We start from the raw sequence: 20,940 nt of genomic DNA on the forward strand, positions 1-20,940 counted from the left end.
AAGTCATTGGACCTCCCGCGCCCGCGTGCTAGCGTTGCGCGGCTGCTGACACCCCCTTACCCATGCTCAGACATCTTTCGATCAAGGATTTCGCCGTCGTCCGCGCCACCGAACTGGAGTTCGGGCCAGGCATGACCGTGGTTTCAGGCGAGACTGGCGCCGGCAAGTCGCTGATGGTCGACGCACTGGGCTTCCTGTCCGGCCTGCGCGCCGACAGCGGTGTGGTCCGCCATGGCGCCGCACGCGCCGAGCTTTCCGCCGAGTTCGCGCTGGAGCAGCTGCAGGCCGCCCGCCAGTGGCTGGCCGACAACGAGCTGGACGACGAGGACCAATGCCAGCTGCGCCGCGTGATCCGCGCCGACGGCGGCTCGCGGGCCTGGATCAATGGCCGCCCGGTGACGCTGGCACAGCTGGGCGACCTGGCCTCGCTGCTGGTGGAGATCCACGGCCAGCATGAACAGCAGGCGCTGCTGGCGCGCCCGTCGCAGCTGGCCCTGCTGGATGCCTATGCCGGCAACGAGAACGAGCGCCGCCAGGTGCGCCACGCCGCCGCGGCCTGGCAGGCACTGGTCGATGAATCGCTGGCGTTGTCGCAACAGGGCGACGTCAGTGACCGGATCGGCTTCCTGGAGCACCAGCTGCGCGAACTGGACCGCGAGGACCTGGAACCGGAATCGATTGCCGCGCTTGGCGCCAGCCACCGTCGCCAGGCCCACGCCAGCGCCCTGCTGAGCGCCTGCCAGGCGGCCAGCAACCAGCTCAACGGCGATGACGGCAGCTCTGCGCTGGACCTGCTGCAGCAAGTGCGCCACGAGCTGTCGCGGCTGGTCGAGCACGACCCGCGCCTGGGCGAGGTGGACGGCCTGATCGAGAACGCCTCGATCCAGCTGCACGAAGCCCTGTCGCTGCTTGATCGCGTGCACGACGATCTGGATGCCGACCCGGAACAGTTCGAGGAGAACGAGCGCCGCCTCGGCCGCCTGCACGACCTGGCCCGCAAGCACCGCGTGCCGATGGACGAACTGGGCGCGCAGCGCGAGCGCATGCATGCCGAAGTGGAGCAGCTGCGTGGCGCCGACGAGCGCCTGCAGCGCCTGGCCGGCGAGATCGACAAGGCCGCCGCCGCCTGGCGCGTGCAGGCTGAAGTGCTGACCGCCAGCCGCCGCAGCGCCGCTGCCGAACTGTCGGCCACCACCACCGGCATCATCGCCGAGCTCGGCATGGGCGGCGGCCAGTTCCTGATCGAACTGGAGCCACAGGACAGCGGCAAGCCCGACGCGCAGGGTGCCGAGCGCGTCGAGTTCCTGGTGGCGGCCAACGCCGGCCAGCCGCCGCGCGCCCTGCGCAAGGTGGCCTCGGGCGGTGAACTGTCACGCATCTCGCTGGCCATTGAAGTAGCCGCGCTGGACCTGGATGCAGTGCCAACCATGGTGTTTGACGAGGTCGACTCCGGCATCGGCGGCGCGGTGGCTGACATCGTCGGCCAGAAGCTGCGCGCGCTCGGCGAGAAGCGCCAGGTACTGTGCGTGACCCACCTGCCGCAGGTCGCTTCCAAGGGCCATGCCCATTACCGGGTCAGCAAGGCCCCAGTGGAAGGCATGACCCAGAGCGCAGTGGAAAAGCTGGACAACAAGGCGCGCGAGGAAGAGCTGGCGCGCATGCTCGGCGGCGTGGAAGTGAGCAAGGAAGCGCGCGCCGCCGCCCGCAAGCTGCTGCAGGCCTGAGGCCGGCGGAGCCAAGCGCGGGCTCGGCTCTACAGGATTTCCCGAACGAACCGACGTGTAGCGCCGAGCCCATGCTCGGCTTCCGCGCACCAGCGTGGCACAGCTCACCCCAGCGGCCGGCATTACCCCCGTGGCTGCGTCAGGTCGACGTTCTCCACCAGGAAATCGAGGAACGCGCGCACCCGCAGCGGCAGGTAACCGCCCTGCCCCAGGAACACCGCGTGCACCTCTTCCAGGTCGCCGGGATTGGCCTCTTCCAGCACCGGCAGCAAGCGCCCGGCAGCAATGTCCTCCTGCACCTGGAATGCCGCCAGCCGCGCCATGCCCAGCCCGCCCAGCACCAGCTGGCGCAGCGCATCGCCGTTGCTGGCGCGGGCATTGCCACTGGGCAGCAGCATCCGCTCGCGCCCCTCCTGCAGCAACGGCCACCCCTGCATCGCACGCGCGTGGCCGATGTCCAGCCGGTTGTGCGACTGCAGCTCCTCGGCAGTGCGTGGCAGCCCGTGCCGCTGCGCGTAGGCCGGTGCAGCCACGATCATCATCCGCGTCGCGCCCAGCCGTCGCGCCACCAGACTGGAGCTCTTCAGCGGCCCGGCCCGCACTGCCACGTCGGTGCGCTGCTCCAGCAGGTCGATCACCTCGTCGTTGAGGGTCAGGTCCACGCCCACCTGCGGGTTACGCTCAAGGAACGCCGGCAGCAGCGGCAACAGGAAATGGCGGCCAAACGGCACGTTGGAGTTGACCCGCAGCCGCCCGCGCGGCTCGGCATGGGCGCTGGCACAACGCTCGGCCTCCTCCAGGTCGGCCAGCACGCGCAGGCCACGCTCGTAGAACGCGCAGCCTTCCGAGGTCAGCTGCAGCTGGCGGGTGGAGCGTTGCAGCAGGCGCGTGCCCAGCCGTTGCTCCAGCCGGGCCACCAGCTTGCTGACCGCCGACGGGGTCATGTCCAGCGTTCGGGCGGCGGCGGAGAAGCCACCGGTCTCGATCACGCGCACGAACACTTCCAGTTCGCCAGATCGGTTGATGTCAGGTCGCGCCATGGCAATGAATCCAGTTCACAGATGATTGTCCATGCGCAGTCTAGTTCACAGATAAGCACGGAATCACCATGGCGGTCCCTCCACTCGGGACTGCCCGATGAACCGCTTGAGCCAGCTCACCGCCACCGCCCTGCTCGCCGTGTCCGGCGCCGCCAGTGCCGCATCCGCCCCGCACTGGGTCGCCACCTGGCAGGCCAGCCCGCAGCCGGTCTGGAACGCGGATTTCCTGTTCCCGACCCTGGTCCCGGCCACACTGCAGGACCATACCTTCCGCCAGACGGCGCGCATCAGCCTGGGCGGCCCGCGGCTGCGGGTGCGGCTGAGCAATGCCTACGGCACCCAGCCGCTGCGGATCGGAGCAGCCAGCGTGGCCGCACGCGCGGGCGCCATCCCGCAACCGCTCAGCTTCGGCGGCCAGCCCGGGGTGTTGATCGGGCCCGGTCAGGAACAGCTGAGCGATCCGCTCCCGCTGGCCACGGATGACCGCCAGGCAGTGCAGGTCAGCGTCTTTGTGCCGGGGCCGGCAACCGTTCAGACGTTCCATTGGGAAGGCCGCCAGACCAGTTGGATCGCCCCCGGCGACCAGAGCCGGGCCCAGGCCCTGAGCGCAGCCAGCAGCACCACCGCCCGCCTGCTGCTGACCGGAATTGACGTCGAGGCCGGCGCCGACGCGCGCAGCGTGGTGGTGATCGGGGATTCGATCACCGACGGTGCCACCGCCAGCCTCGACCAGGACCAGCGCTGGACCGATCATCTGGCCGCGCGCCTGGCAGCGCGGGGCATAGCCGTGGTGAACGCCGGCATTTCCGGGGGGCGGCTGCTGCGCGACGGCATGGGTGAATCCGCCCTGGTCCGCTTCCGGCGCGACGCGCTGGACCAGCCTGCGGTATCCAGTGTGATCGTGCTGATCGGCATCAATGACATCAGCTGGCCAGGTACCGCATTCGCCCGGAACCAGGCCCGGCCCACGCTGGCCGAACTGCAGGCGGGGTATCGCACGCTGGCAGAACAGGCCCGCCACCGTGGCGTGCGGATCATTGGCGCCACCCTGCCGCCGTTTGCCGACGCCCTGCCCGGCACGCCACTGGACGACTACTACCACCCGGACAAGGATGGCCTGCGCCAGCGGATCAATGCCTGGCTGCGCACGGACAGCCCGTTCGACGCAGTGATCGACCTGGACGCGGCGCTGCGCGACCCGGCCGATCCCTCACGGATGGCCGCCGCCTACGACTCCGGCGACCACCTCCACCCGGGTGATGCCGGCAACCGGGCCATGGCTGAGGCGGTCGATCTTGAGGTGCTCATGGGGCCATCCACGCATGGCGTGGATCTACCGTAAGCAACGAAAAACCCCGGGCAGGCCCGGGGTTTCGTCGCATCCAGCTGGCCGGAACGGCTTACTTGCGCTTCTTGCGCACGTACAGCACCAGCGAGTGCTCTTCCAGCTCGTAGCCATGGTCTGCGGCGATCTTGCGCTGCAGCTCCTCGATCTCGTGGCTTTCGAACTCGATGATCTTGCCACTGTCCACGTCGACCATGTGGTCGTGGTGGCCGCCACGGTCCAGCTCGTAAACGGCCTGGCCGCCCTCGAAATTGTGCTTGAGCACGAGGCCGGCGGCCTCGAACTGGGTCAGCACCCGGTACACCGTGGCCAGGCCGATCTCGTCGCCATGCTCCAGCAGCTGGCGGTAGATGTCTTCGGCGGTCATGTGGTGCTGGGCATTGCGCTGCTCGAGCAGCGCCAGGATCCGCATCCGCGGATGGGTCACCTTCAGGCCGACTTTACGCAGGTCGTGGGTTTCCATAGGTCTCCGTTCATTGGCGATTTAGCGCCAGCTGCCTCGGATTGGGTCGCGGTGGCACGCCGGGAGTGTATCATCGGTTTGATTTCCCCAACCGCCAGTCCCGATGCGCAATCTCCTGTTGGTCGCCGCCGTCGCCCTGTCCACCACCGGGTGCGGCATCATCTACAAGCAACCCATCTATCAGGGCAACCTGATCCGGGAAGATGCCGTGGCCAAGCTGCAGGTCGGGCAGAGCAAGCAGCAGGTCACCGCGCTGCTGGGCACCCCGTCCATTCCCGACCCGTTCCACGCCCAGCGCTGGGACTACACCTCCAGCCAGCGCGTGAACCGCCTGGGCCGTACCGAAGTGAAGAACTTTGTGGTGTTCTTCGAGAATGACACCGTGACCCGCTGGGAAGGCGATTACTTCCCGGGCAACGACAAGGCCCTGGCCCAGCAGACCGTGCGCCAGTTCGGCCGCAATCTGCCGAAGGACAAGAAGAAGAAGGGCCGCTGAGCCCCCTGCCCGTCCGCAGGTACGGCTTCCGGAATCAACCGCCGAGCGCGCGACGCCGGCGGTTATCCTTCGGATCTGCCAGCAGCGGGCGCAGCAGTTCGATGCGGTCGCCGTCCAGCAGAACCTGGTGCGGGCGTGCCACTACGCCATGCACGGCGACGGCGGGACAATCGGCACTGCCTTCCAGTGCGGCCGCCGCGACAGCATCGGCGACGGTGGCCCCCTCTTCCAGCTGCAGGCGGCACGACAGCACCCGCTGCGGCCAGGCCAGTACCACCTCGACCTCGATCATCGCTCAGCCCTCGTCGGCGACGCGGACGAAATCGTTGACCATGCGATCGGCCAGCCCCTGGAAGCCGATCGCCAGCGCCGGACCGAGCAGGCGCGAGCTGGGTTCGAACTCCAGGGTCAGGGTGACCTTGCAGGCATCCTCGGCCAGCGCATGGAATTCCCAGCGGCCGTGCAGCTGCTTGAACGGGCCATCGCGCAGCTGCATATCGATGCTGTGCGGTCGCCGCAGGGTGTTTTCGGTCTGGAACCAGGTGCTGAACGAACCCAGGCCCAGGTCCAGGCGCGCCACCAGGCGGTCCTCGCCCTGCTCCATGATCTGGGCAGCCGAGCACCAGCGGAAACGGCTCGGATAGGCCTGGACATCATTGACCAGGTCGAACATGCGCGCGGCCGAATGTTCGACCAGGGCGCTGCGGCGGATAGTAGGCATGAATACAGGACGTTTCGGCAATCGACCGGGCGGGCCCGAATCGGAGACAATACGGAAATGAGCAAGAACAGCGGCAAGGATAAAGCAAAGAGCGCGACGGCCAACAAAACCATCGCGTTGAACAAGCGTGCCCGCCACGAGTACCACATCGAAGAGCGCTTCGAGGCCGGCCTCGCCCTGCAGGGCTGGGAGGTCAAGTCGATCCGCGCAGGCCGCGGCAACATCATCGACGCCTACGCCTATGTGAAGCGCGGCGAGATCTACCTGATCGGCGCACAGATCACCCCGTTGATCCAGGCCTCCACCCACGTGGTGGCCAATGACCGGCGCGAGCGCAAGCTGCTGCTGCACCGGAACGAGATCGACAAGCTGATCGGCAAGGTCGAGCGCGATGGCTACACGATCGTGCCCACTGCGATGTACTGGAGCAAGAACAAGATCAAGCTCGAAGTCGCGCTGGCCAAGGGCAAGCAGACCCATGACAAGCGCGATGCCGCCAAGGACCGCGACTGGGCGATCGAGAAGCAGCGTGTGATGCGTCGCGGCAACCGCGACGCGTAAGGCTGTAGCGCCGAGCCATGCTCGGCTTCGGCAAGAAGGGCAGCCGAGCGCAGGCTCGGCTCTACAAAAGGCGGGTCACCCCGCCAGCATGCCCTGCCCGCGCATGCGCGGTGCCAGCGCCGCGTGCATCACGGCCAGGTGCATTACGACCGCCAGTTCCGGGGCATGCCGGTCATCGCCCGCGCGCCACTGCTGTGCCATCTGGGCCGCATCGGCCGGCAACAGGGCCAGCAGCTGGGCGTCATCCAGCGAATCGGCAGCGCCCTGCAGCTGTCGCGCCAGCTGCCGCGACTGCCACACATGCACGCCGATGCTGAGGCTCGCCAGCGACATCAGGACCACGGCCAGCCCGTGCTCGAACCACTGCGACAGCACTTCCGGCCCCCACAGCAGGGCCGCCAACACCGCCATGCCCGGCAGACGCCAGCCCAGCCAATGGATGCGACCGCGCTGCGACCAATGCACCACCACCGCACTGGCGACCAGTGCTGCGGCCGCTGTGGCCGGCAGTTCGGTCAGCGCGGTGGCCGCAAGCAACGCCGCCAGTACCGCCCAGACCCAGCCGGGCGGCAGCGCGCGCCGCTGATAGTCGGCCCCGACGGGCCCGACCAGCTGTCGTAGGCTGCGTTGTTGGCTTGCCTCGGTCACCCACAGTCTCCGTGTTTGTCCTGGCCCGGATGGTCGCCGCCAGTGTGTCGCAAATTCGTGCCCATGACGTTACCAATCCGCTATGACGGAGGCTCTACAACTTGTTGCGGATTGCCAAGGTGACTGTTCAGCTGTTTTGCCGTAGCATTGCCACTGTTGGGCAGGCACTGACCGTGGCGACACGAAACAGGCCTTGTACCTTGCAGAACTTGAAGAAACCGGGGGTGCATTGGTTTCGACGGGGGTTGTGAAGTCGCCTGGCGCATGCCGAGGGGGTAGCTTTCCTCGTAAATCCAGCTGCAAAACTCTAGTTGCCAACGACGACAACTACGCTCTGGCCGCTTAAGGCCTAAGCCTCGAAACCGCTTGTGTCCATGCTCGCGGTGTAGAGTCACTATCATGGAATCGCGCTGGACGGCTGCCTGTCAGTCCGGCACTAGAACACAACAGGCTGGTTCCCGGATGCGCTTTGCGCACCGTGCTGTTCGGGGACGAGATCCAACGGTGAGCTAAGCATGTAGTGCTGGGGATGGAGTGCCTTCGGACGGCGGTTCAATTCCGCCCACCTCCACCATCTGTAAGGCCTGTCGAGGCCGCAAGAAGCCGGATCTCCCGTCAACTGGGGTTCCGGCTTTTTTGTGCCTGCCCGTCGCGCAGGACGTGTGGCGCATAATCGGGATGACACCGCCAACACAGCAGTCCCTTCATCCGCGACCGCCAGAAGGATCTGCCATGAAAGCCCCCCTCGCGATGTCCCTGCTCCTCACCGCGCTCGCCGCCGCCCCAGCCACGCACGCCGCAGCCCCGGCCATCGCGCCGCCCGGCATCGCCACGCTGGAGGCGCTGCTGGCCTGCAAGGCAGGCTCGGATTTCAGCGCGGCCGACGCCATCGATGCGCTGCAGGCGGCCGGCCTGGCCAAGAAGCCGGGCGGCACGTTCGAGCCGGAGGACAAGCCGGTCGCGCTGTTTGGCGGCACGGTCAGCAGTGCCGATGTGAATGTGGCCGAAGGCGAGAAAGGCCTCTTCGTGTACTTCAACGGCGTCGATCCCAAGCGCCTGGCCAGGGCTTGGTCGGTGACCGAGGTCAACGAGCATGCCAATACCGAGGAACCTTCCTACGTGAAGCGCATCGACAAGCGCCACACCCTGCACGTGATCGCGGGTGACGACTACGAGGGCTATTCGGCGGCGGTGAAGTGCCAGATCAGCCGCTGATGGGCTAGGAACCTGCAGCCGGCGCACGGAACTGCCCGAATCTACCAACCGCACTCGCCGCCAAGCCCGACCCAGCCGGTAGATTCCGCTTTGACAGGCCCACCGCTAGAGTGTCGCCACCGCGCAGGAGGATCGCATGGCTACCACGGGCTTGGGCTTCATCGGCCGCACGACCCTCATCATCACCGTGCTGCTCACCCTGGGCGGCTGCGCGACGCTGCGCCAGTTCGGGCCGTCGGTGCAGGTTGCCTCGGTCACGCCCGGCCAGTACATCGCGCTCAAGCGCGGTGACATCCTGACCTCCGGCAAGCTCAGCGCGGCGACCATTGAGACCCTGCGCGTGGCCGGGCTCGATGAGGGCGTCTGTGCCAAGCCCGGCCTGCCCTGCATCGAGGCCATGGAAAGCAGCATCGTGGTGCGCGAGGAAGACAAGCGCTCCAGCCTGGCCGAGTTGTGGCTGCAGTATGCGATGACCCTGCCGGCGCCAAAGCGCGAGTACTCGGCATCCGGCCGTGCCAAGACCGCCGTCACCGAGCTGGATGCCGACTTCCAGCCACGCCTCGATGCGTGGATGCAGGTCGCGCGCCAGGCCTATGCCTATCTGTTCTTCACCGAGCGCACGGCGAACCAGCGCGGCTTCGAAGACCGCCAGACCCAGGTGCGCGACTACTACAACCTGGCGGTGCAGGAAGCCTCGGTGCAGCTTTACAACGCCTATGCCACCGGGCGCGTGCACGGCCAGGCCAGCCATTTCCAGCTGGGCCGCTGGACCTTCGTGCTGGCCCCTTCAGACGAAGCATCGGCGCTGGACCAGCGTACCCCCAGCGAGCTGGTACCCGCCGCCTCGCTGTCGTTCACCGGCACGCTGCGAAGCGTGCATCGCCGCGATGGCTTCGGTGCCGAACTGGTGGCAGTGATGGATGACCCGGCCGGCAGCACGGCCACCACGCCTCCGGCAGCGGCGCAGGCGGCGCAGGCGGCGCAGGCAAGACGTTCTGCCACGCAGAGCTGGAGCGAGATGCCCTCGCCATCGATGACGGTGCTATTGCGCTTCTCGGGGAAAAACCTGTGGGAGGTGCTGCACGATGACGAGCCGGAGCTGGAGATCCACGATCCCTACCAGGTTTCGGAAGTGACCCTGCACGGCCAGCAGGTGCCACTGGCAGCCAACTTCACTGCCGGCTATGCGCTGTGGCTGGCCCGCTCCAACTTCAGCCGACAGTCGCTGCGCACGCTGTTCGGTGGCAAGGGCGGCATCGACACGCCGCATCTGTACATGATGCAGCCCTATGACCCGAACCGCCGCGTGCTGCTGATGATCCATGGCCTGGCCAGCAGTCCGGAAGCCTGGGTCAACGTGGCCAACGAACTGCTGCGCGACGACGAGATCCGCCAGGAGTTCCAGGTCTGGCAGTTCTATTACCCGACCAACATGCCCATCGCGATGAGCCACGATGCGATGCGCCACACGCTGGCTGAAGTGTTCAAGCACTTCGACCCCAGCGGCAAGGCGCAGGCCTCGCATGACATGGTGCTGGTGGGGCACAGCATGGGCGGGGTGATCGCACGGTTGATGATCTCCTCCTCCGGCGACCACCTGGTCGACACCCTGCTGGCCACCGCGCAGATGACGCCCGCCCAGCGCGAACTGCTGCGCACCAAAGGCGCACCGGTGCTGACCTTCCTGCCGGAACCGGAAGTGTCCCGCGTGGTGTTCATCGCCACGCCGCATCGCGGCACCGACGTGGCGGGCACCCGCCTCGGCCGGTGGATCGGCCGGCTGGTGCGGTTGCCACTGACCGTGCTGGAAGACGTCGCCACCATTGCCAACGACGGCCAGATCGACCGCAATGACGGCAAGCACGGCTACCAGATGAACAGCATCCAGAACCTGGACAAGGACGACCCGTTCGTCCGCGCCGTGGCTGACCTGCCGATGTCACCGAAGGTGCACTACCACTCGATCATCGCCCGCGCCAAGCCCGATGGCCCACTTGAGAAGACCGATGACGGGCTGGTGCCCTACTGGAGTTCGCACCTGCCGCACGCGGATTCGGAGAAGGTGATCGTGTCCGGGCACAGCGTGCAGGAAGCTACGCCGGCCATCGTCGAGCTGCGGCGGATCCTGCATGAGGACATGCAGGCACACGGGCGAACGGGAAAGTAAGCCGCCGTCCCGACAGATCAGGCACCGGCCGTACGCCGCGAGAACGTGCCATGCAGCGCCGCCGGAATCGCAAAGCCCTCCATGCGCACCTCGGGCCGATAGTCGGCGCTGGGGGTGAAGCGGAACTCGCGTGCCAGCAGCGCGCACAGCAGTACCAGCTGTGCATTGCCGACCGCCGATCCCACGCAGGAACGCGTGGGGAAGCCATAAGGCACATAGATGCCGGCGGTACGCTTGCGCCGTTCGGGCAACCAGCGATCGGGATCGAACTGCAGCGGGTCATCCCAGTACTTCGCCGAGCGGTGCTGGATGAACGAACTCAACTCGAACACTGTGCCTTCGGCGATGGCCTGCCCTTCCACCTGCAGATCGCAGGCGGCCACCCGGCGGTTGTTGAAGGGCGTGGAATACAGTCGCATCACTTCCTTCAGGAAGCGCATCGTGCAGGGAATCCTGGCCATCGGCAGCGCATGGATTTCCGCATCCGAGAGCGGTGCGAATTCCTCCTCGATGCGCTGGCGCCAGCGCGGATGCATCTGCATCGCCAGCAGCAGGCAGGCGGCCATCATGCCAGGCACGCCGGAAATGGCGATCAGCTGCACGGTGACCAGGTAGGTGACCTTGTCCAGGCCGATGCGCTCTCGCAGGCTCAGCAATGACTGCGCGTAGTCCAGCGCCGAACGTCCACTGCGGACCCGGCGCTTGAGTTCGGCGGCGATCGCCCGTGATTCGGCACGGCCGATGAGGAAGTTGCGCAGCAGGTGGCGCCGATGGATGACCTGCTCGACCTGGGTGGTGTAGCGCAGATGCAGGGCGCGTTCGATGGCTGCGGTGCCGCGGGCATCGAGCCCGTCGATCACCAGCGGGATCAAGGGATGGGCCATCACTTTCCACACCGCCGGCGTGGCATCCAGCGCGTGCCCGCATACCCCATCCAGAGCCTGCCTCATGCGCGACTGCAGTGCCTCCAGGGTCTGTGCTCCGGTGAGCTCAGCACTGCAGGCGGCGATCAGGCTGCGCACTTCGGTCCAGCGCACGCGTTCGTGCCGGCGGAACAGGTCGGCCAGCGACTCGACCACGAACAGGTGCTCGGAATTCTCCTTGTCGACCTTGCCGGCCAGTTCCGGGCAGAAAACCCCGATACCGCCGGTTTCCAGTTTCAGCACCGGCCCTTCGCGCTCCACGCGCGCAGCCAGGCGCTCGGCAGCAATGGCGCTGCCTTCATTCGACATCCCTTGCATGCAGTGCGTCTCCGGCAGGAAGGGACTCGAAAGACGAGTCCCTTCGTCTTGCTACCGCTCGATCGCGGGTTTGGCCCGCAGGATCAGAATTCGACCCACAGAGGCCAGGTATTCCACACGCTGCTCTTTTCGTTCGGATGAATATTCAGAGTGACGCGCAATGCTCGGGCGAATCTTTTCATTTTCATTCCTTTGCTTGCTGTGTGGTTATGCCGGGATTATCCCGGCACCGGCTAGATAACACGACATAATCCCACTGTCCAACCGGCCGGGTGGCGCGCTGCAGCATCCGGGTTGCGGCCGATTGAGGGGAATCCCTCATCGCGCCTGCGCATCCGGCCTCCTATGCTGGGCTCACTTTCCCCCAACGGAGGTCTGCATGAACACGCAAGAGCCCAGCCGCCAGCCCAGCCCCGATCCGGCCGAGCGCGATGCCTTCTTCCCGTCGCCGTATTCGCTGTCGCAGTTCACCTCGCCCAAGAGCGACCTGTCCGGCGCCGACTATCCGGATGCGCGCCGCGATGGTCGCTGGAAGGTGCTGATGATCGCCGCCGACGAGCGCTATCTGCCGACCGCCAATGGCCACCTTTTCTCCACCGGCAACCATCCGGTGGAAACCCTGCTGCCGATGTACCACCTGGACAAGGCCGGCTTCGACATCGACGTGGCGACGCTGTCCGGCAACCCGGTCAAGTTCGAATGGTGGGCCTTCCCACACAAGGACAGCGAGATCGGCGCCCTGTACGAACGCTACCAGGCACGCTTCCGCCAGCCGTTGCAGCTGGACCAGGTGGTGGCCGGCCTGGGCGCCGATTCGGACTACGCCGCTGTCTTCATTCCCGGTGGGCACGGCGCGTTGATCGGCCTGCCGGAGAGCGCGGCGGTGAAGGCCGCGCTGCAATGGGCCATGGCCGAGCAGCGCCACATCATCACCCTCTGCCATGGCCCGGCGGCGCTGCTGGCGGCGGGCGTCGACGAAGCCGAGGGTGCCTCGCTGTTCCGTGGCTACCGCATCTGTGCCTTCCCCGACGCAATGGACCGGCAGACACCGGAGATCGGCTACATGCCGGGGCAGCTGCGTTGGTTCTTCGGCGAACGACTGGCCCAGCAGGGCGTGCAGATCGTCAATGAGGGCATCGATGGCAGCGTGCTGCAGGATCGCCTGCTGCTGACCGGCGACAGTCCGCTGGCCGGCAACGCGTTGGGCAAGCTGGCCGCACGTACGCTGCTCGATGCGCTGGCGGGGCGCTGAGCCAATGCCTGCGCTGGTGCCCGCGCTGCTGGAACTGGAACAGGCGCGGTCATTGCCGGCGGTAGGCGGCGTGCTGCGCGCCGCCGCCTCGCCCTTGGGCTTCGACCGCCTGTTGGTGTTTGCCACCGGAACCGGGCTGGGGCGCGACGCACAACGTGTTTACTGGATTGAAGGTGACTGGTTTGGCGACGGCAGCGGTAGCGGACTCGCCCGCTACCTGCACGCCTGTCCGGTCAACCGCCATGTGCTGGACAGCAATGCGCCGTTCTTCTGGAGCAAGCGCCACGGCGTGCGTGGCGAGCGCTACCAGGTGGTGAAACAGCCTCGCGGCGATGGCCTGCATGGGTTGCAGGTGCCGGTGTTCGGCCCGACCGGTCTGGAGGGTGCGGTCAGTTTCGCCGGCACTTCGATTGATGCATCCGCCAGCGCGCGCCTGCTGCTGGAAATAGTCGGAACGTCAGCCTTCCGTGCGGCGCGCCAGCTTGCCGAAGCGCCTGCGGATATCCCCGCGGGCGCGCTGAGCGCACGCGAACGCGAGGTGCTGCGCTGGGTCGCCGCTGGACGGCGCCAGGCAGAGATAGCGGCCACGCTGGGGCTGTCTGCGCGCACCGTTGAGAACCACCTGCGGCGAGCACGGCAACGACTTGGCGTGGCCACCACCGCTCAGGCAGTGCGCGCGGCAGGCCGCCGTGGCGAGATTGAAGACTGATCAGGATGGAGGCACTTCCTGCTGCCTGATCAGCGTGCTGCATACGCGCTGTGCATCTGCGCGATTGCAGAAGGAAGGCGACGGGATGAGCTACGACCCATGATCGCCGGTGCGCGGTCCACCGCGTGGGACGTTCATCGCCCGCCCGGCATCCGCGAGCCACCCATCCCTGCATAACGCTGTCCGCGCATTCGTGGCATGCTCTGTGAAACCGTTTTCATGGAATGGAGGGATTCCACGATGTTGTCGCGTTTCCGTCGCCCCGCGCTGTCTGCGCTGCTGGCGCTTGCCCTGCCTCTGACCAGCGCCTGGGCCGCAGCCCCTGCGCCGTTGAAGGTGATGTCGTTCAATGTGCGCACCCCGGCCGATACCGAGCCCGGCAAGCGCTGGCCCGATCGTCGCGATGCGATGGTGAAGGTCATCCTTGATGCGCACCCGGCGGTGATCGGTACCCAGGAGCTGGTGCAGGAGCAGGCCGATTACCTCGCCCAGCACCTGCCCGGCTACCGCTGGTTCGGCGAGGGCCGCCGCGGCGGCAGCGGCGACGAGCACATGGGCGTGTTCTACGACAGCAAGGTGCTGGCGATCGAGGAATCAGGCAACTTCTGGCTGTCTGATACGCCCGATGTGCCCGGCAGCATCACCTGGGGCAACCTGTATCCACGCATGGTCACCTGGGCGCTGTTCCGCCGCATCGATGACGGCCGCCGCTTCTATTTCATGGATACCCACCTGCCCTACCGCGACGAGGACGAACCACGCCGGGTGAAAGGTGCCGAGCTGATCGGCAGGCGCGTGGCCGGCCTGCCGGCCGACCTGCCGGTGGTGCTGACCGGTGACTTCAACAGCGAACCCGGCGGCGACACCTACAAAGCATTCACCCGCGTACTGCACGACACCCGTACCCAGGTGAAGACACCGCAGGGCCCGCGACTGACCTTCCACGATTTCACTGGGAAGGCCACCGCGCAGCTGGACTGGGTGCTGGTGCGCGGTTTCCACGCGCGCAGCTTCCTGACCGATGACCGCCGCATCGATGGCGTGCTGCCATCGGATCATTTCCCGCTGGTGGTCGAACTGGACTGGCCGCAGCACTGACCCCGCACGGCAGCCACAGCTACGGCGGCGGCTGCCGCGACAGCAGGCGATACAGGGCCTGATGCTGATCGCGCGCCTGGCAGATGCGGGCCCCTATCGCCAGGAACACCGCCACGCCGATCAGGCCCAGTCCCAGCATCGAATCCTGCAGGCGCAGGAAACCGACCGCTGCGGCCATCGTCGCCAGCACCAGCAGCACCACGACTGCCACTGACAGCCCCGCACCCGGTGGACCCGGATCGCCGAACAACATCCGTTGGGTATCCCGCCTTCCGTCCGCCATCACCTGTCCTCCCGAGTGCCTGACCCACTAGTTACACGGCGGGCCCGCAATCCGGCAGAGTCAGAAGCGTCACCAAGGTGAAGACGTACGCGAAATGCACCGCGCTACCCTGCCGCGTACCCCTCGAACTGCGGAGCAGCACATGGCACACCAGAGCCGGCTGGCTGGATTCATCATCGACTGCCAGGACCTTCCCGCCGACGAAGGCGCCCGTTTCTGGGCCGCCGCGCTCGGCCTGCAGGCACAGGCGGCGCGTGCCGATGGGGGCGCCGAGTATGCCGACCTGCTGGGCGCACCGGCGGGCCTGGACGTTGAGGTCCAGCGGGTCGATCCCCCGTCACGGGTGCATCTGGACATCGAGAGCGACGACATCGATGCCGAGGCCGACCGCCTGGAGAAGCTCGGCGCGCGACGGATAGGCTTCGTCAAGCGCTGGTGGGTGATGGAAGCACCGACCGGCCATCGCTTCTGCATCGTGCGCATGCGCGAGCGCGAGGTGCCGGCCAATCAGTGGCCCTGAAAGAGCAAAGGGACGGAAGCCACGGCCTCCGTCCCCCCTGGAGTCATTGCACCTGCGCCACGCTCGGTTGCTGCGGTGATTGCCCCCAGCCGCCCAGCGCCTTGTACACGCCCACCACGCTGACGTTGACCTCGGACTCGGCCGCCGCCAACGCATCGTCGGCTGCCAGCTGCGTGCGCTGCGCATCCAGCAGGGTCAGGAAGTCCTCCGAGCCCTCGCGATAGCGGATCTGCGCCAGCGATTCGGCACGCCGTGCCGCCTGCGCCTGCTCGACCACGATCGCCAATCGTGCCTGCTGCTTGGAATAGCGGGTCAGCGCGTTCTCGGTGTCTTCCAGGGCCAGCAGTACCGCCTGCTCATACTGCGCGGCCACGCCTTCGGCTTCAGCCTTGCTGGCACGCAGGCGTGCACGCACGGTGCCGAAGTCGAATGCCGCCCAGCTCAGCGACGGGGTCAGCGACCAGGCCTTGTTGCTGCCATTGACCAGGCCGCTGGCATCGCCACCGAGGAACCCGACGAAGCCGGACAGCGACAACCGCGGGAACAGGTCCGCCGTGGCCACGCCCACGCGTGCGGTCGCAGCCGCCAGGCGACGCTCGGCCACGCGCACGTCGGCACGCTGGCGCAGCAGTTCGCGGGTATCGCCCAGCGGAAGTGCCTTGGCGAAGGCCGGTACGTCGTGCGGCGCGAGCATGTCAGTCAGCACTTCCGGGCGCTGGCCGAGCAGCACGGCCAGCCGGTTGCGCGACTGCGCCTCGGCCACTTCCAGCAACGGGATGTCAGCCTCGATCGCCTTCAGGCGGGCACGGCTGCTCTGCACATCCAGCTCGCTGCCTGCGCCCAGCTCCCAGCGCGCCTCGGTCAGCTTCTGCGTATCGCGCAGGTTTTCCAGCGTGTGCTGGGCCACCGCGATGCGCTTCTGCGTACCACGCAGCTCGAAGTAATTGCGTGCCACTTCAGCGGCGACCAGGACCTGCGCATCGGCCAGGTTGGCCTGCTCGGCACCGAGGTCGGCGCGCGCGGCTTCAGCAGCACGGCGCTTGCGGCCGAACAGATCCAGCTCCCAGCCGGCGTCGAAGCCGAGCTGGTAGCTTTCACTGAACACCCGCTGCCCACCCAGCTGCGGATCGGGTTGCTTGCGGCGGTCGTAGCTGCCGCCAGCGGTGACGTGCGGAGCCTGGTCGAGGCGGCTTTCCACGAACACCGCGCGGGCCTGGCTGACGCGGGCCACGGCCACGCGAAGGTCCAGGTTGTCCGACAGTGCGCCGTGCACCAGCTGTTCGAGCACTGGATCATCGAACTGCGCCCACCAGCTGGCGACCGGCGAAGCGGTACTGAACACCGGCTGCTGTGCGCCCTGCAGGACCACCGGTTCCTGCACCGGGGCCTTGTAGTTCGGGCCGACGCTGACACAGCCCGCCAGCACCAGGCTGGAGACGGCCATCGCCAACGTGCGGATCACCATGGCAGCACCTCGCCCAGGTAGGTGAAGCTGCCGCTGGCACCGGACTCACCGATCAGCGCCATTTCCACGCTGGAGCGTGCACCTTCGCTGATCTCGATTTCGCCGTTGCCACCGTTCATGTCGGTCTTCACGTAACCCGGATGCACGGTGTTGACCTTGATCGGGGTATTGCGCAGTTCGTAGGCCAGGCTCAGGGTCCAGCTGTTCACTGCGGCCTTGGACGCGTTGTAGGCCGGAATCTTGAAGTCGTAGATGCCCGACGAGGGATCCGCGTGCAGGGTCTGCGAGCCGAGCATGCTGGACACATTGACGATGCGTCCGGACTTGGACTGCTTGACCAGCGGCAGGAATGCCTGGGTTACCGCGACCAGCGCATAGACGTTGGTGTCGAAGGTGCGCTTCCAGGTGTCCAGCGACTGCTCCGACGGCGCCTGCGCCGGGTTCTCGATCATGATGCCGGCATTGTTGACCAGGATGTCGAGGCGACCGTGGCGCTGGCGCACCTGCTCGACCGCTTCGGCGATGCTGGCCGCGTCGGTCACGTCCAGCTGCAGGGCTTCGACCGGCAGGCCTTCAGCCTGCAGCTTCAGTGCCAGCTCCACCGCGGTATGGCGCTTGCGACCGGCCAGCAGCGTGTGCACGCCGGCCTCTGCCAGCTGGCGCACGGTTTCCAGGCCGATGCCACGGGTAGCGCCGGTCACCAGCGCGATCTTGTTCTGATGGGTGTTCATGGATGCATGCCTTGTCTGTGGGGAGAGTGGCCGCCGGCCAACGACCGGCGGCGGAGTTCCGTATCAGTGGTGGATGGTCGGTTCGCCGTGCTGCACCAGCTGGCCACCACCGTTGCGGGTGACGAACTTGCGCAGGGCCACGTAGAACACGGGGGTGAGGAACAGGCCGAACAGCGTCACACCCAGCATGCCGGCGAACACGGTGATGCCGGTCACCGAGCGCACTTCGGCGCCTGCACCGTGAGACAGCACCAGCGGCACCGTGCCGGCGATGAAGGCGATGGAGGTCATCACGATCGGGCGCAGGCGCAGGCGGCAGGCTTCCAGCGCGGCTTCAACGATGCCCTTGCCGCCCATCTCCAGCTCTCTGGCGAATTCGACGATCAGGATCGCGTTCTTGCACGCCAGACCCATCAGCACCACCAGGCCGACCTGCACGAACACGTTGTTGTCACCACCGGTCAGCCACACGCCGAACAGCGCGGACAGCAGGGTCATCGGCACGATCAGGATCACCGCCAGCGGCAGCGACCAGCTCTCGTACAGCGCGGCCAGCACCAGGAAGGCCAGCATGATCGCCACCGGGAACACGATGAAGGCGGCCTTGCCCTGGGTTGCCTGCTGGTAGCTCAGGTCGGTCCATTCGGTGGTCATGCCGACCGGCAGCACCTTGCCGGCGATCTCGGTCAGCTTGGTCATCGCTTCGGCCGAGGACAGCAGGCGCGGGTCGGCTTCACCGGCCAGGTCCGCTGCCGGATAGCCGTTGAAGCGCAGCACCGGGTCCGGGCCGAAGGTCTGCTTGATGGTGACCATCGAACCGATCGGCACCATCTCGCCGCGGTCGTTGCGGGTACGCAGCTTGCCGATGTCCTCGACCGTCTCGCGGTACGGACCATCTGCCTGGGCGATCACCTGCCAGGTGCGGCCGAACTGGTTGAAGTCGTTGACGTAGGCCGAACCCAGGTAGGTCTGCAACGTGTCGAACAGCTCTGTGAGCTGCACGCCCTGTGCCTTGGCCTTGACGCGGTCGACCTCGGCATCGAGCTGCGGCACGTTGGCCTGGTAGCTGGAAATCGGGAAGGCCATGCCCGGCGTCTGCGCGACGGTGCCCTGCATGGCCTGCACCGCATTCTGCAGCGCGCCGTAACCCAGATTGCCACGGTCCTCGATGAACATCTGGTAGCCATTGCCATTGCCCAGGCCAAGGATCGGCGGCGGCATCATCGCGAACGCGAAGCCTTCCTGCAGGCCGGCGATCTTCTGGTTGATCTCGGCATTGATCTGCGCGGCGGTGCGGCCATGGCGCTCGGCGAACGGCTTGAGCGGAATGAACGCCACACCGGTGTTCGGCGTATTGGTGAACTGCAGCGCGTTCAGACCGGGGAACGAGATGGTGTGAGCGACGCCATCGGTTTCCTGGGCGATCTTGGCGACCTTGCGCAGCATTTCATCGGTGCGTGCGATCGACGAGCCTTCCGGCAGCTTCACACCGGCGATCAGGTACAGCTTGTCCTGGGTCGGAATGAAGCCCGGCGGTACCAGCTTGAAGATCACGCCGGTACCGACCAGCAGGATCGCGTAGACCACGAACACCGCACCGCGGCGGCCGAGGATGCGGGCCACGCCACGCTCGTACTTCTCCGAGCTGGACTTGAAGAAGCGGTTGAACGGACGGAACACCCAGCCGAACAGGCGGTCGATCAGGCGGCTCGGGCCGTCCTTCGGAGCGCCATGGGCCTTCAGCAGGCGCGCGGCCAGGGCTGGCGACAGGGTCAACGAATTGATCGCCGAGATCACCGTGGAAATGGCGATGGTGACCGCGAACTGCTTGTAGAACTGGCCGGTGACACCGGACAGGAAGGCCATCGGCACGAACACGGCACACAGCACCAGCGCGATCGCCACGATCGGGCCGGATACTTCACGCATGGCCTGGTGTGCAGCCGCAGTAGGCGACAGGCCTTCCTCGATGTTGCGTTCAACGTTCTCCACCACCACGATCGCGTCGTCGACCACGATGCCGATCGCCAGCACCAGGCCGAACAGGCTCAGCGTATTGATCGAGAAGCCCAGCAGGTACAGCGCGGCGAACGTACCCACCACCGACACCGGCACCGCGATCAACGGAATGATCGACGCACGCCAGGTCTGCAGGAACAGGATCACGACCAGCACCACCAGGGCGATCGCTTCCAGCAGCGTGGAGACCACGGCCTTAATCGAGTCGCGCACGAAGATGGTGGTGTCATACACCGCTTCGTACTTCACATCGGCCGGCATGGTTTTCTGCATCTCGTCCATCGTCGAGATGACCTGGTCGCGGATTTCCAGCGCGTTGGCACCCGGCGACTGGAAGATACCGATACCCACCGCGTTCTTGCCGTCCAGCTGCGAGCGCAGGGTATAGTCGCCCGCACCCAGTTCCAGGCGGGCCACGTCGGCCAGGCGCACGATCTCGCCATCGGTGCCGCTCTTGAGCACGATGTCGCCGAATTCCTTTTCGGTCTTCAGACGGCCCTGGGCATTGATCAGGGTCAGGAACTTGCTGTCCGGCAGCGGTTCGGCGCCGAGCTGGCCGGCCGAAACCTGCACGTTCTGCTCGCGCATGGCACGCACCACGTCGCTGGCGGTCAGGCCGCGCGAGGCCACCTTGTCCGGGTCCAGCCAGGCACGCATGGCGTAGTCGCCGCCACCGAAGATCTGCGCGTCACCCACGCCCGGAATACGCGCCAGCGCATCCTTGACGTGCAGGCGCGCGTAGTTGCGCAGGTACAGGGTGTCGTACTTGCCTTGCGGCGAGGTCAGGTGCACCACCATCAGGAAGGTCGGCGACTGCTTCTGCGTGGTCACGCCCTGCCGGCGCACGTCCTCGGGCAGGCGCGCCTGCGCCTGCGCCACGCGGTTCTGCACCTTCACCGCCGCTGCGTCCGGGTCCGTGCCCGGGCGGAAGGTGACGGTCATCTGCAGCACGCCGTCCGAGCCGGCCACCGACTTCAGGTACATCATGCCTTCGACGCCGTTGATCGCCTCTTCAAGCGGCGTGGCGACGGTCTCGGCAATGACCTTGGGGTTGGCGCCCGGATACACCGTGCGTACGACCACCGACGGCGGCACCACTTCGGGGTACTCACTGATCGGCAGGATTGGAATCGTGATCAGGCCTGCGGCGAAGATCACGATCGACAGCACCGCCGCGAAGATCGGCCTGTCGATGAAGAAGCGGGAAAAGTCCATGGAGGAATTCCTGGGAAAGGCATTCGG

20 protein-coding genes and 1 other RNA gene are annotated in these 20,940 nt (G+C 66.6%); 11 read left to right on the forward strand and 10 right to left on the reverse strand.

The annotated features are described in order from the left end of the window. The first annotated feature begins 62 nt into the window (after positions 1-62). Positions 63-1,724 carry a DNA repair protein RecN gene (recN, locus tag AC2A1N_RS10240; RefSeq protein WP_484372199.1) on the forward strand — a complete coding sequence of 554 codons (1,662 nt, stop codon included), beginning with the start codon at positions 63-65 and terminating at the stop codon, positions 1,722-1,724. A 122-nt stretch (positions 1,725-1,846) separates the two neighbouring features. On the opposite strand, the gene AC2A1N_RS10245 is transcribed toward recN, so the two are convergent. Continuing rightward, entirely contained in the window at positions 1,847-2,764 is a 918-nt protein-coding gene (locus tag AC2A1N_RS10245) for a LysR family transcriptional regulator (protein ID WP_242893427.1), read from the reverse strand. Between the two features lie 97 nt (positions 2,765-2,861). On the opposite strand from AC2A1N_RS10245, the gene AC2A1N_RS10250 reads away from it, so the two are divergent. Further along, positions 2,862-4,106: an SGNH/GDSL hydrolase family protein gene (locus AC2A1N_RS10250; protein ID WP_154350563.1), complete on the forward strand. Its 1,245-nt coding sequence runs from the start codon at positions 2,862-2,864 to the stop codon at positions 4,104-4,106. Between the two features lie 58 nt (positions 4,107-4,164). On the opposite strand, the gene fur is transcribed toward AC2A1N_RS10250, so the two are convergent. Further along, positions 4,165-4,572: a ferric iron uptake transcriptional regulator gene (gene fur / locus AC2A1N_RS10255; RefSeq protein WP_005409235.1), complete on the reverse strand. Its 408-nt coding sequence runs from the start codon at positions 4,570-4,572 to the stop codon at positions 4,165-4,167. Between the two features lie 103 nt (positions 4,573-4,675). Here fur and AC2A1N_RS10260 point away from each other — a divergent pair, with 103 nt between their 5' ends. Beyond that, positions 4,676-5,068, forward strand: coding sequence for an outer membrane protein assembly factor BamE (locus tag AC2A1N_RS10260; RefSeq protein ID WP_005409234.1), 393 nt, complete (start codon positions 4,676-4,678; stop codon positions 5,066-5,068). A 34-nt stretch (positions 5,069-5,102) separates the two neighbouring features. Here the strand turns inward: AC2A1N_RS10260 and AC2A1N_RS10265 are convergent, their stop codons facing one another. Continuing rightward, complete coding sequence (locus AC2A1N_RS10265; protein ID WP_072168307.1) at positions 5,103-5,360, reverse strand: RnfH family protein; 258 nt, start codon at positions 5,358-5,360, stop codon at positions 5,103-5,105. 3 nt (positions 5,361-5,363) lie between these two features. Continuing rightward, a complete protein-coding gene (locus AC2A1N_RS10270; protein WP_061477941.1) occupies positions 5,364-5,789 on the reverse strand; it encodes a type II toxin-antitoxin system RatA family toxin in 426 nt (141 codons plus the stop codon). Positions 5,790-5,846: 57 nt separating this feature from the next. On the opposite strand from AC2A1N_RS10270, the gene smpB reads away from it, so the two are divergent. Beyond that, entirely contained in the window at positions 5,847-6,350 is a 504-nt protein-coding gene (smpB, locus tag AC2A1N_RS10275) for an SsrA-binding protein SmpB (protein WP_005416174.1), read from the forward strand. Positions 6,351-6,425: 75 nt separating this feature from the next. On the opposite strand, the gene AC2A1N_RS10280 is transcribed toward smpB, so the two are convergent. After that, positions 6,426-6,998, reverse strand: coding sequence for a hypothetical protein (locus AC2A1N_RS10280; RefSeq protein WP_061477942.1), 573 nt, complete (start codon positions 6,996-6,998; stop codon positions 6,426-6,428). Positions 6,999-7,218: 220 nt separating this feature from the next. On the opposite strand from AC2A1N_RS10280, the gene ssrA reads away from it, so the two are divergent. The 3 genes from ssrA (at position 7,219) to AC2A1N_RS10295 (ending at position 10,380) form a co-directional block, all read left to right on the forward strand. Then, positions 7,219-7,572, forward strand: a transfer-messenger RNA (tmRNA) gene (ssrA, locus tag AC2A1N_RS10285). A 158-nt stretch (positions 7,573-7,730) separates the two neighbouring features. Further along, positions 7,731-8,213, forward strand: coding sequence for a hypothetical protein (locus AC2A1N_RS10290; protein ID WP_061477943.1), 483 nt, complete (start codon positions 7,731-7,733; stop codon positions 8,211-8,213). A gap of 136 nt (positions 8,214-8,349) precedes the next feature. Beyond that, complete coding sequence (locus tag AC2A1N_RS10295; protein WP_242893430.1) at positions 8,350-10,380, forward strand: esterase/lipase family protein; 2,031 nt, start codon at positions 8,350-8,352, stop codon at positions 10,378-10,380. Between the two features lie 17 nt (positions 10,381-10,397). Here AC2A1N_RS10295 and AC2A1N_RS10300 read toward each other — a convergent pair whose 3' ends face one another. After that, positions 10,398-11,621, reverse strand: coding sequence for a cytochrome P450 (locus AC2A1N_RS10300; protein WP_241776729.1), 1,224 nt, complete (start codon positions 11,619-11,621; stop codon positions 10,398-10,400). A gap of 379 nt (positions 11,622-12,000) precedes the next feature. On the opposite strand from AC2A1N_RS10300, the gene hchA reads away from it, so the two are divergent. The 3 genes from hchA (at position 12,001) to AC2A1N_RS10315 (ending at position 14,680) form a co-directional block, all read left to right on the forward strand. Continuing rightward, positions 12,001-12,873: a glyoxalase III HchA gene (gene hchA / locus AC2A1N_RS10305; protein WP_242893433.1), complete on the forward strand. Its 873-nt coding sequence runs from the start codon at positions 12,001-12,003 to the stop codon at positions 12,871-12,873. Positions 12,874-12,877: 4 nt separating this feature from the next. Beyond that, entirely contained in the window at positions 12,878-13,582 is a 705-nt protein-coding gene (locus AC2A1N_RS10310; RefSeq protein ID WP_061477947.1) for a PA1136 family autoinducer-binding transcriptional regulator, read from the forward strand. A gap of 240 nt (positions 13,583-13,822) precedes the next feature. After that, positions 13,823-14,680: an endonuclease/exonuclease/phosphatase family protein gene (locus AC2A1N_RS10315; RefSeq protein WP_061477948.1), complete on the forward strand. Its 858-nt coding sequence runs from the start codon at positions 13,823-13,825 to the stop codon at positions 14,678-14,680. 19 nt (positions 14,681-14,699) lie between these two features. On the opposite strand, the gene AC2A1N_RS10320 is transcribed toward AC2A1N_RS10315, so the two are convergent. Next, positions 14,700-14,963: a hypothetical protein gene (locus AC2A1N_RS10320; protein WP_032959134.1), complete on the reverse strand. Its 264-nt coding sequence runs from the start codon at positions 14,961-14,963 to the stop codon at positions 14,700-14,702. A 142-nt stretch (positions 14,964-15,105) separates the two neighbouring features. Here AC2A1N_RS10320 and AC2A1N_RS10325 point away from each other — a divergent pair, with 142 nt between their 5' ends. Beyond that, on the forward strand, positions 15,106-15,483 hold the full coding sequence (locus tag AC2A1N_RS10325; protein WP_242893436.1) for a VOC family protein: 378 nt from the start codon (positions 15,106-15,108) through the stop codon (positions 15,481-15,483). Between the two features lie 43 nt (positions 15,484-15,526). On the opposite strand, the gene AC2A1N_RS10330 is transcribed toward AC2A1N_RS10325, so the two are convergent. The 3 genes from AC2A1N_RS10330 to AC2A1N_RS10340 all read right to left on the reverse strand — a co-directional run bounded on the left by AC2A1N_RS10330 (position 15,527) and on the right by AC2A1N_RS10340 (position 20,913). Continuing rightward, on the reverse strand, positions 15,527-16,948 hold the full coding sequence (locus AC2A1N_RS10330) for an efflux transporter outer membrane subunit (RefSeq protein ID WP_072168314.1): 1,422 nt from the start codon (positions 16,946-16,948) through the stop codon (positions 15,527-15,529). Further along, a complete protein-coding gene (locus tag AC2A1N_RS10335) occupies positions 16,942-17,679 on the reverse strand; it encodes an SDR family oxidoreductase (RefSeq protein WP_242893439.1) in 738 nt (245 codons plus the stop codon). The genes AC2A1N_RS10330 and AC2A1N_RS10335 overlap by 7 nt, the downstream gene beginning before the upstream one ends. Before the next feature lie 63 nt (positions 17,680-17,742). Further along, positions 17,743-20,913 (reverse strand): efflux RND transporter permease subunit, encoded by a 3,171-nt coding sequence (locus AC2A1N_RS10340; protein WP_111201968.1) that lies wholly within the window; start codon positions 20,911-20,913, stop codon positions 17,743-17,745. Positions 20,914-20,940: the final 27 nt, after the last annotated feature.

It is taken from the genome of Stenotrophomonas maltophilia group sp. SKK55 (genome assembly GCF_057179845.1).

Excerpts from the sequence above, each read along its gene's own strand:
- recN (WP_484372199.1), top strand. The coding sequence starts at position 63 with ATGCTCAGACATCTTTCGATCAAGGATTTCGCCGTCGTCCGCGCCACC.
- AC2A1N_RS10245 (WP_242893427.1), bottom strand. The coding sequence starts at position 2,764 with ATGGCGCGACCTGACATCAACCGATCTGGCGAACTGGAAGTGTTCGTG.
- AC2A1N_RS10250 (WP_154350563.1), top strand. The coding sequence starts at position 2,862 with ATGAACCGCTTGAGCCAGCTCACCGCCACCGCCCTGCTCGCCGTGTCC.
- fur (WP_005409235.1), bottom strand. The coding sequence starts at position 4,572 with ATGGAAACCCACGACCTGCGTAAAGTCGGCCTGAAGGTGACCCATCCG.
- AC2A1N_RS10260 (WP_005409234.1), top strand. The coding sequence starts at position 4,676 with ATGCGCAATCTCCTGTTGGTCGCCGCCGTCGCCCTGTCCACCACCGGG.
- AC2A1N_RS10265 (WP_072168307.1), bottom strand. The coding sequence starts at position 5,360 with ATGATCGAGGTCGAGGTGGTACTGGCCTGGCCGCAGCGGGTGCTGTCG.
- AC2A1N_RS10270 (WP_061477941.1), bottom strand. The coding sequence starts at position 5,789 with ATGCCTACTATCCGCCGCAGCGCCCTGGTCGAACATTCGGCCGCGCGC.
- smpB (WP_005416174.1), top strand. The coding sequence starts at position 5,847 with ATGAGCAAGAACAGCGGCAAGGATAAAGCAAAGAGCGCGACGGCCAAC.
- AC2A1N_RS10290 (WP_061477943.1), top strand. The coding sequence starts at position 7,731 with ATGAAAGCCCCCCTCGCGATGTCCCTGCTCCTCACCGCGCTCGCCGCC.
- AC2A1N_RS10295 (WP_242893430.1), top strand. The coding sequence starts at position 8,350 with ATGGCTACCACGGGCTTGGGCTTCATCGGCCGCACGACCCTCATCATC.
- AC2A1N_RS10300 (WP_241776729.1), bottom strand. The coding sequence starts at position 11,621 with ATGCAAGGGATGTCGAATGAAGGCAGCGCCATTGCTGCCGAGCGCCTG.
- hchA (WP_242893433.1), top strand. The coding sequence starts at position 12,001 with ATGAACACGCAAGAGCCCAGCCGCCAGCCCAGCCCCGATCCGGCCGAG.
- AC2A1N_RS10310 (WP_061477947.1), top strand. The coding sequence starts at position 12,878 with ATGCCTGCGCTGGTGCCCGCGCTGCTGGAACTGGAACAGGCGCGGTCA.
- AC2A1N_RS10315 (WP_061477948.1), top strand. The coding sequence starts at position 13,823 with ATGTTGTCGCGTTTCCGTCGCCCCGCGCTGTCTGCGCTGCTGGCGCTT.
- AC2A1N_RS10320 (WP_032959134.1), bottom strand. The coding sequence starts at position 14,963 with ATGGCGGACGGAAGGCGGGATACCCAACGGATGTTGTTCGGCGATCCG.
- AC2A1N_RS10325 (WP_242893436.1), top strand. The coding sequence starts at position 15,106 with ATGGCACACCAGAGCCGGCTGGCTGGATTCATCATCGACTGCCAGGAC.
- AC2A1N_RS10330 (WP_072168314.1), bottom strand. The coding sequence starts at position 16,948 with ATGGTGATCCGCACGTTGGCGATGGCCGTCTCCAGCCTGGTGCTGGCG.
- AC2A1N_RS10335 (WP_242893439.1), bottom strand. The coding sequence starts at position 17,679 with ATGAACACCCATCAGAACAAGATCGCGCTGGTGACCGGCGCTACCCGT.
- AC2A1N_RS10340 (WP_111201968.1), bottom strand. The coding sequence starts at position 20,913 with ATGGACTTTTCCCGCTTCTTCATCGACAGGCCGATCTTCGCGGCGGTG.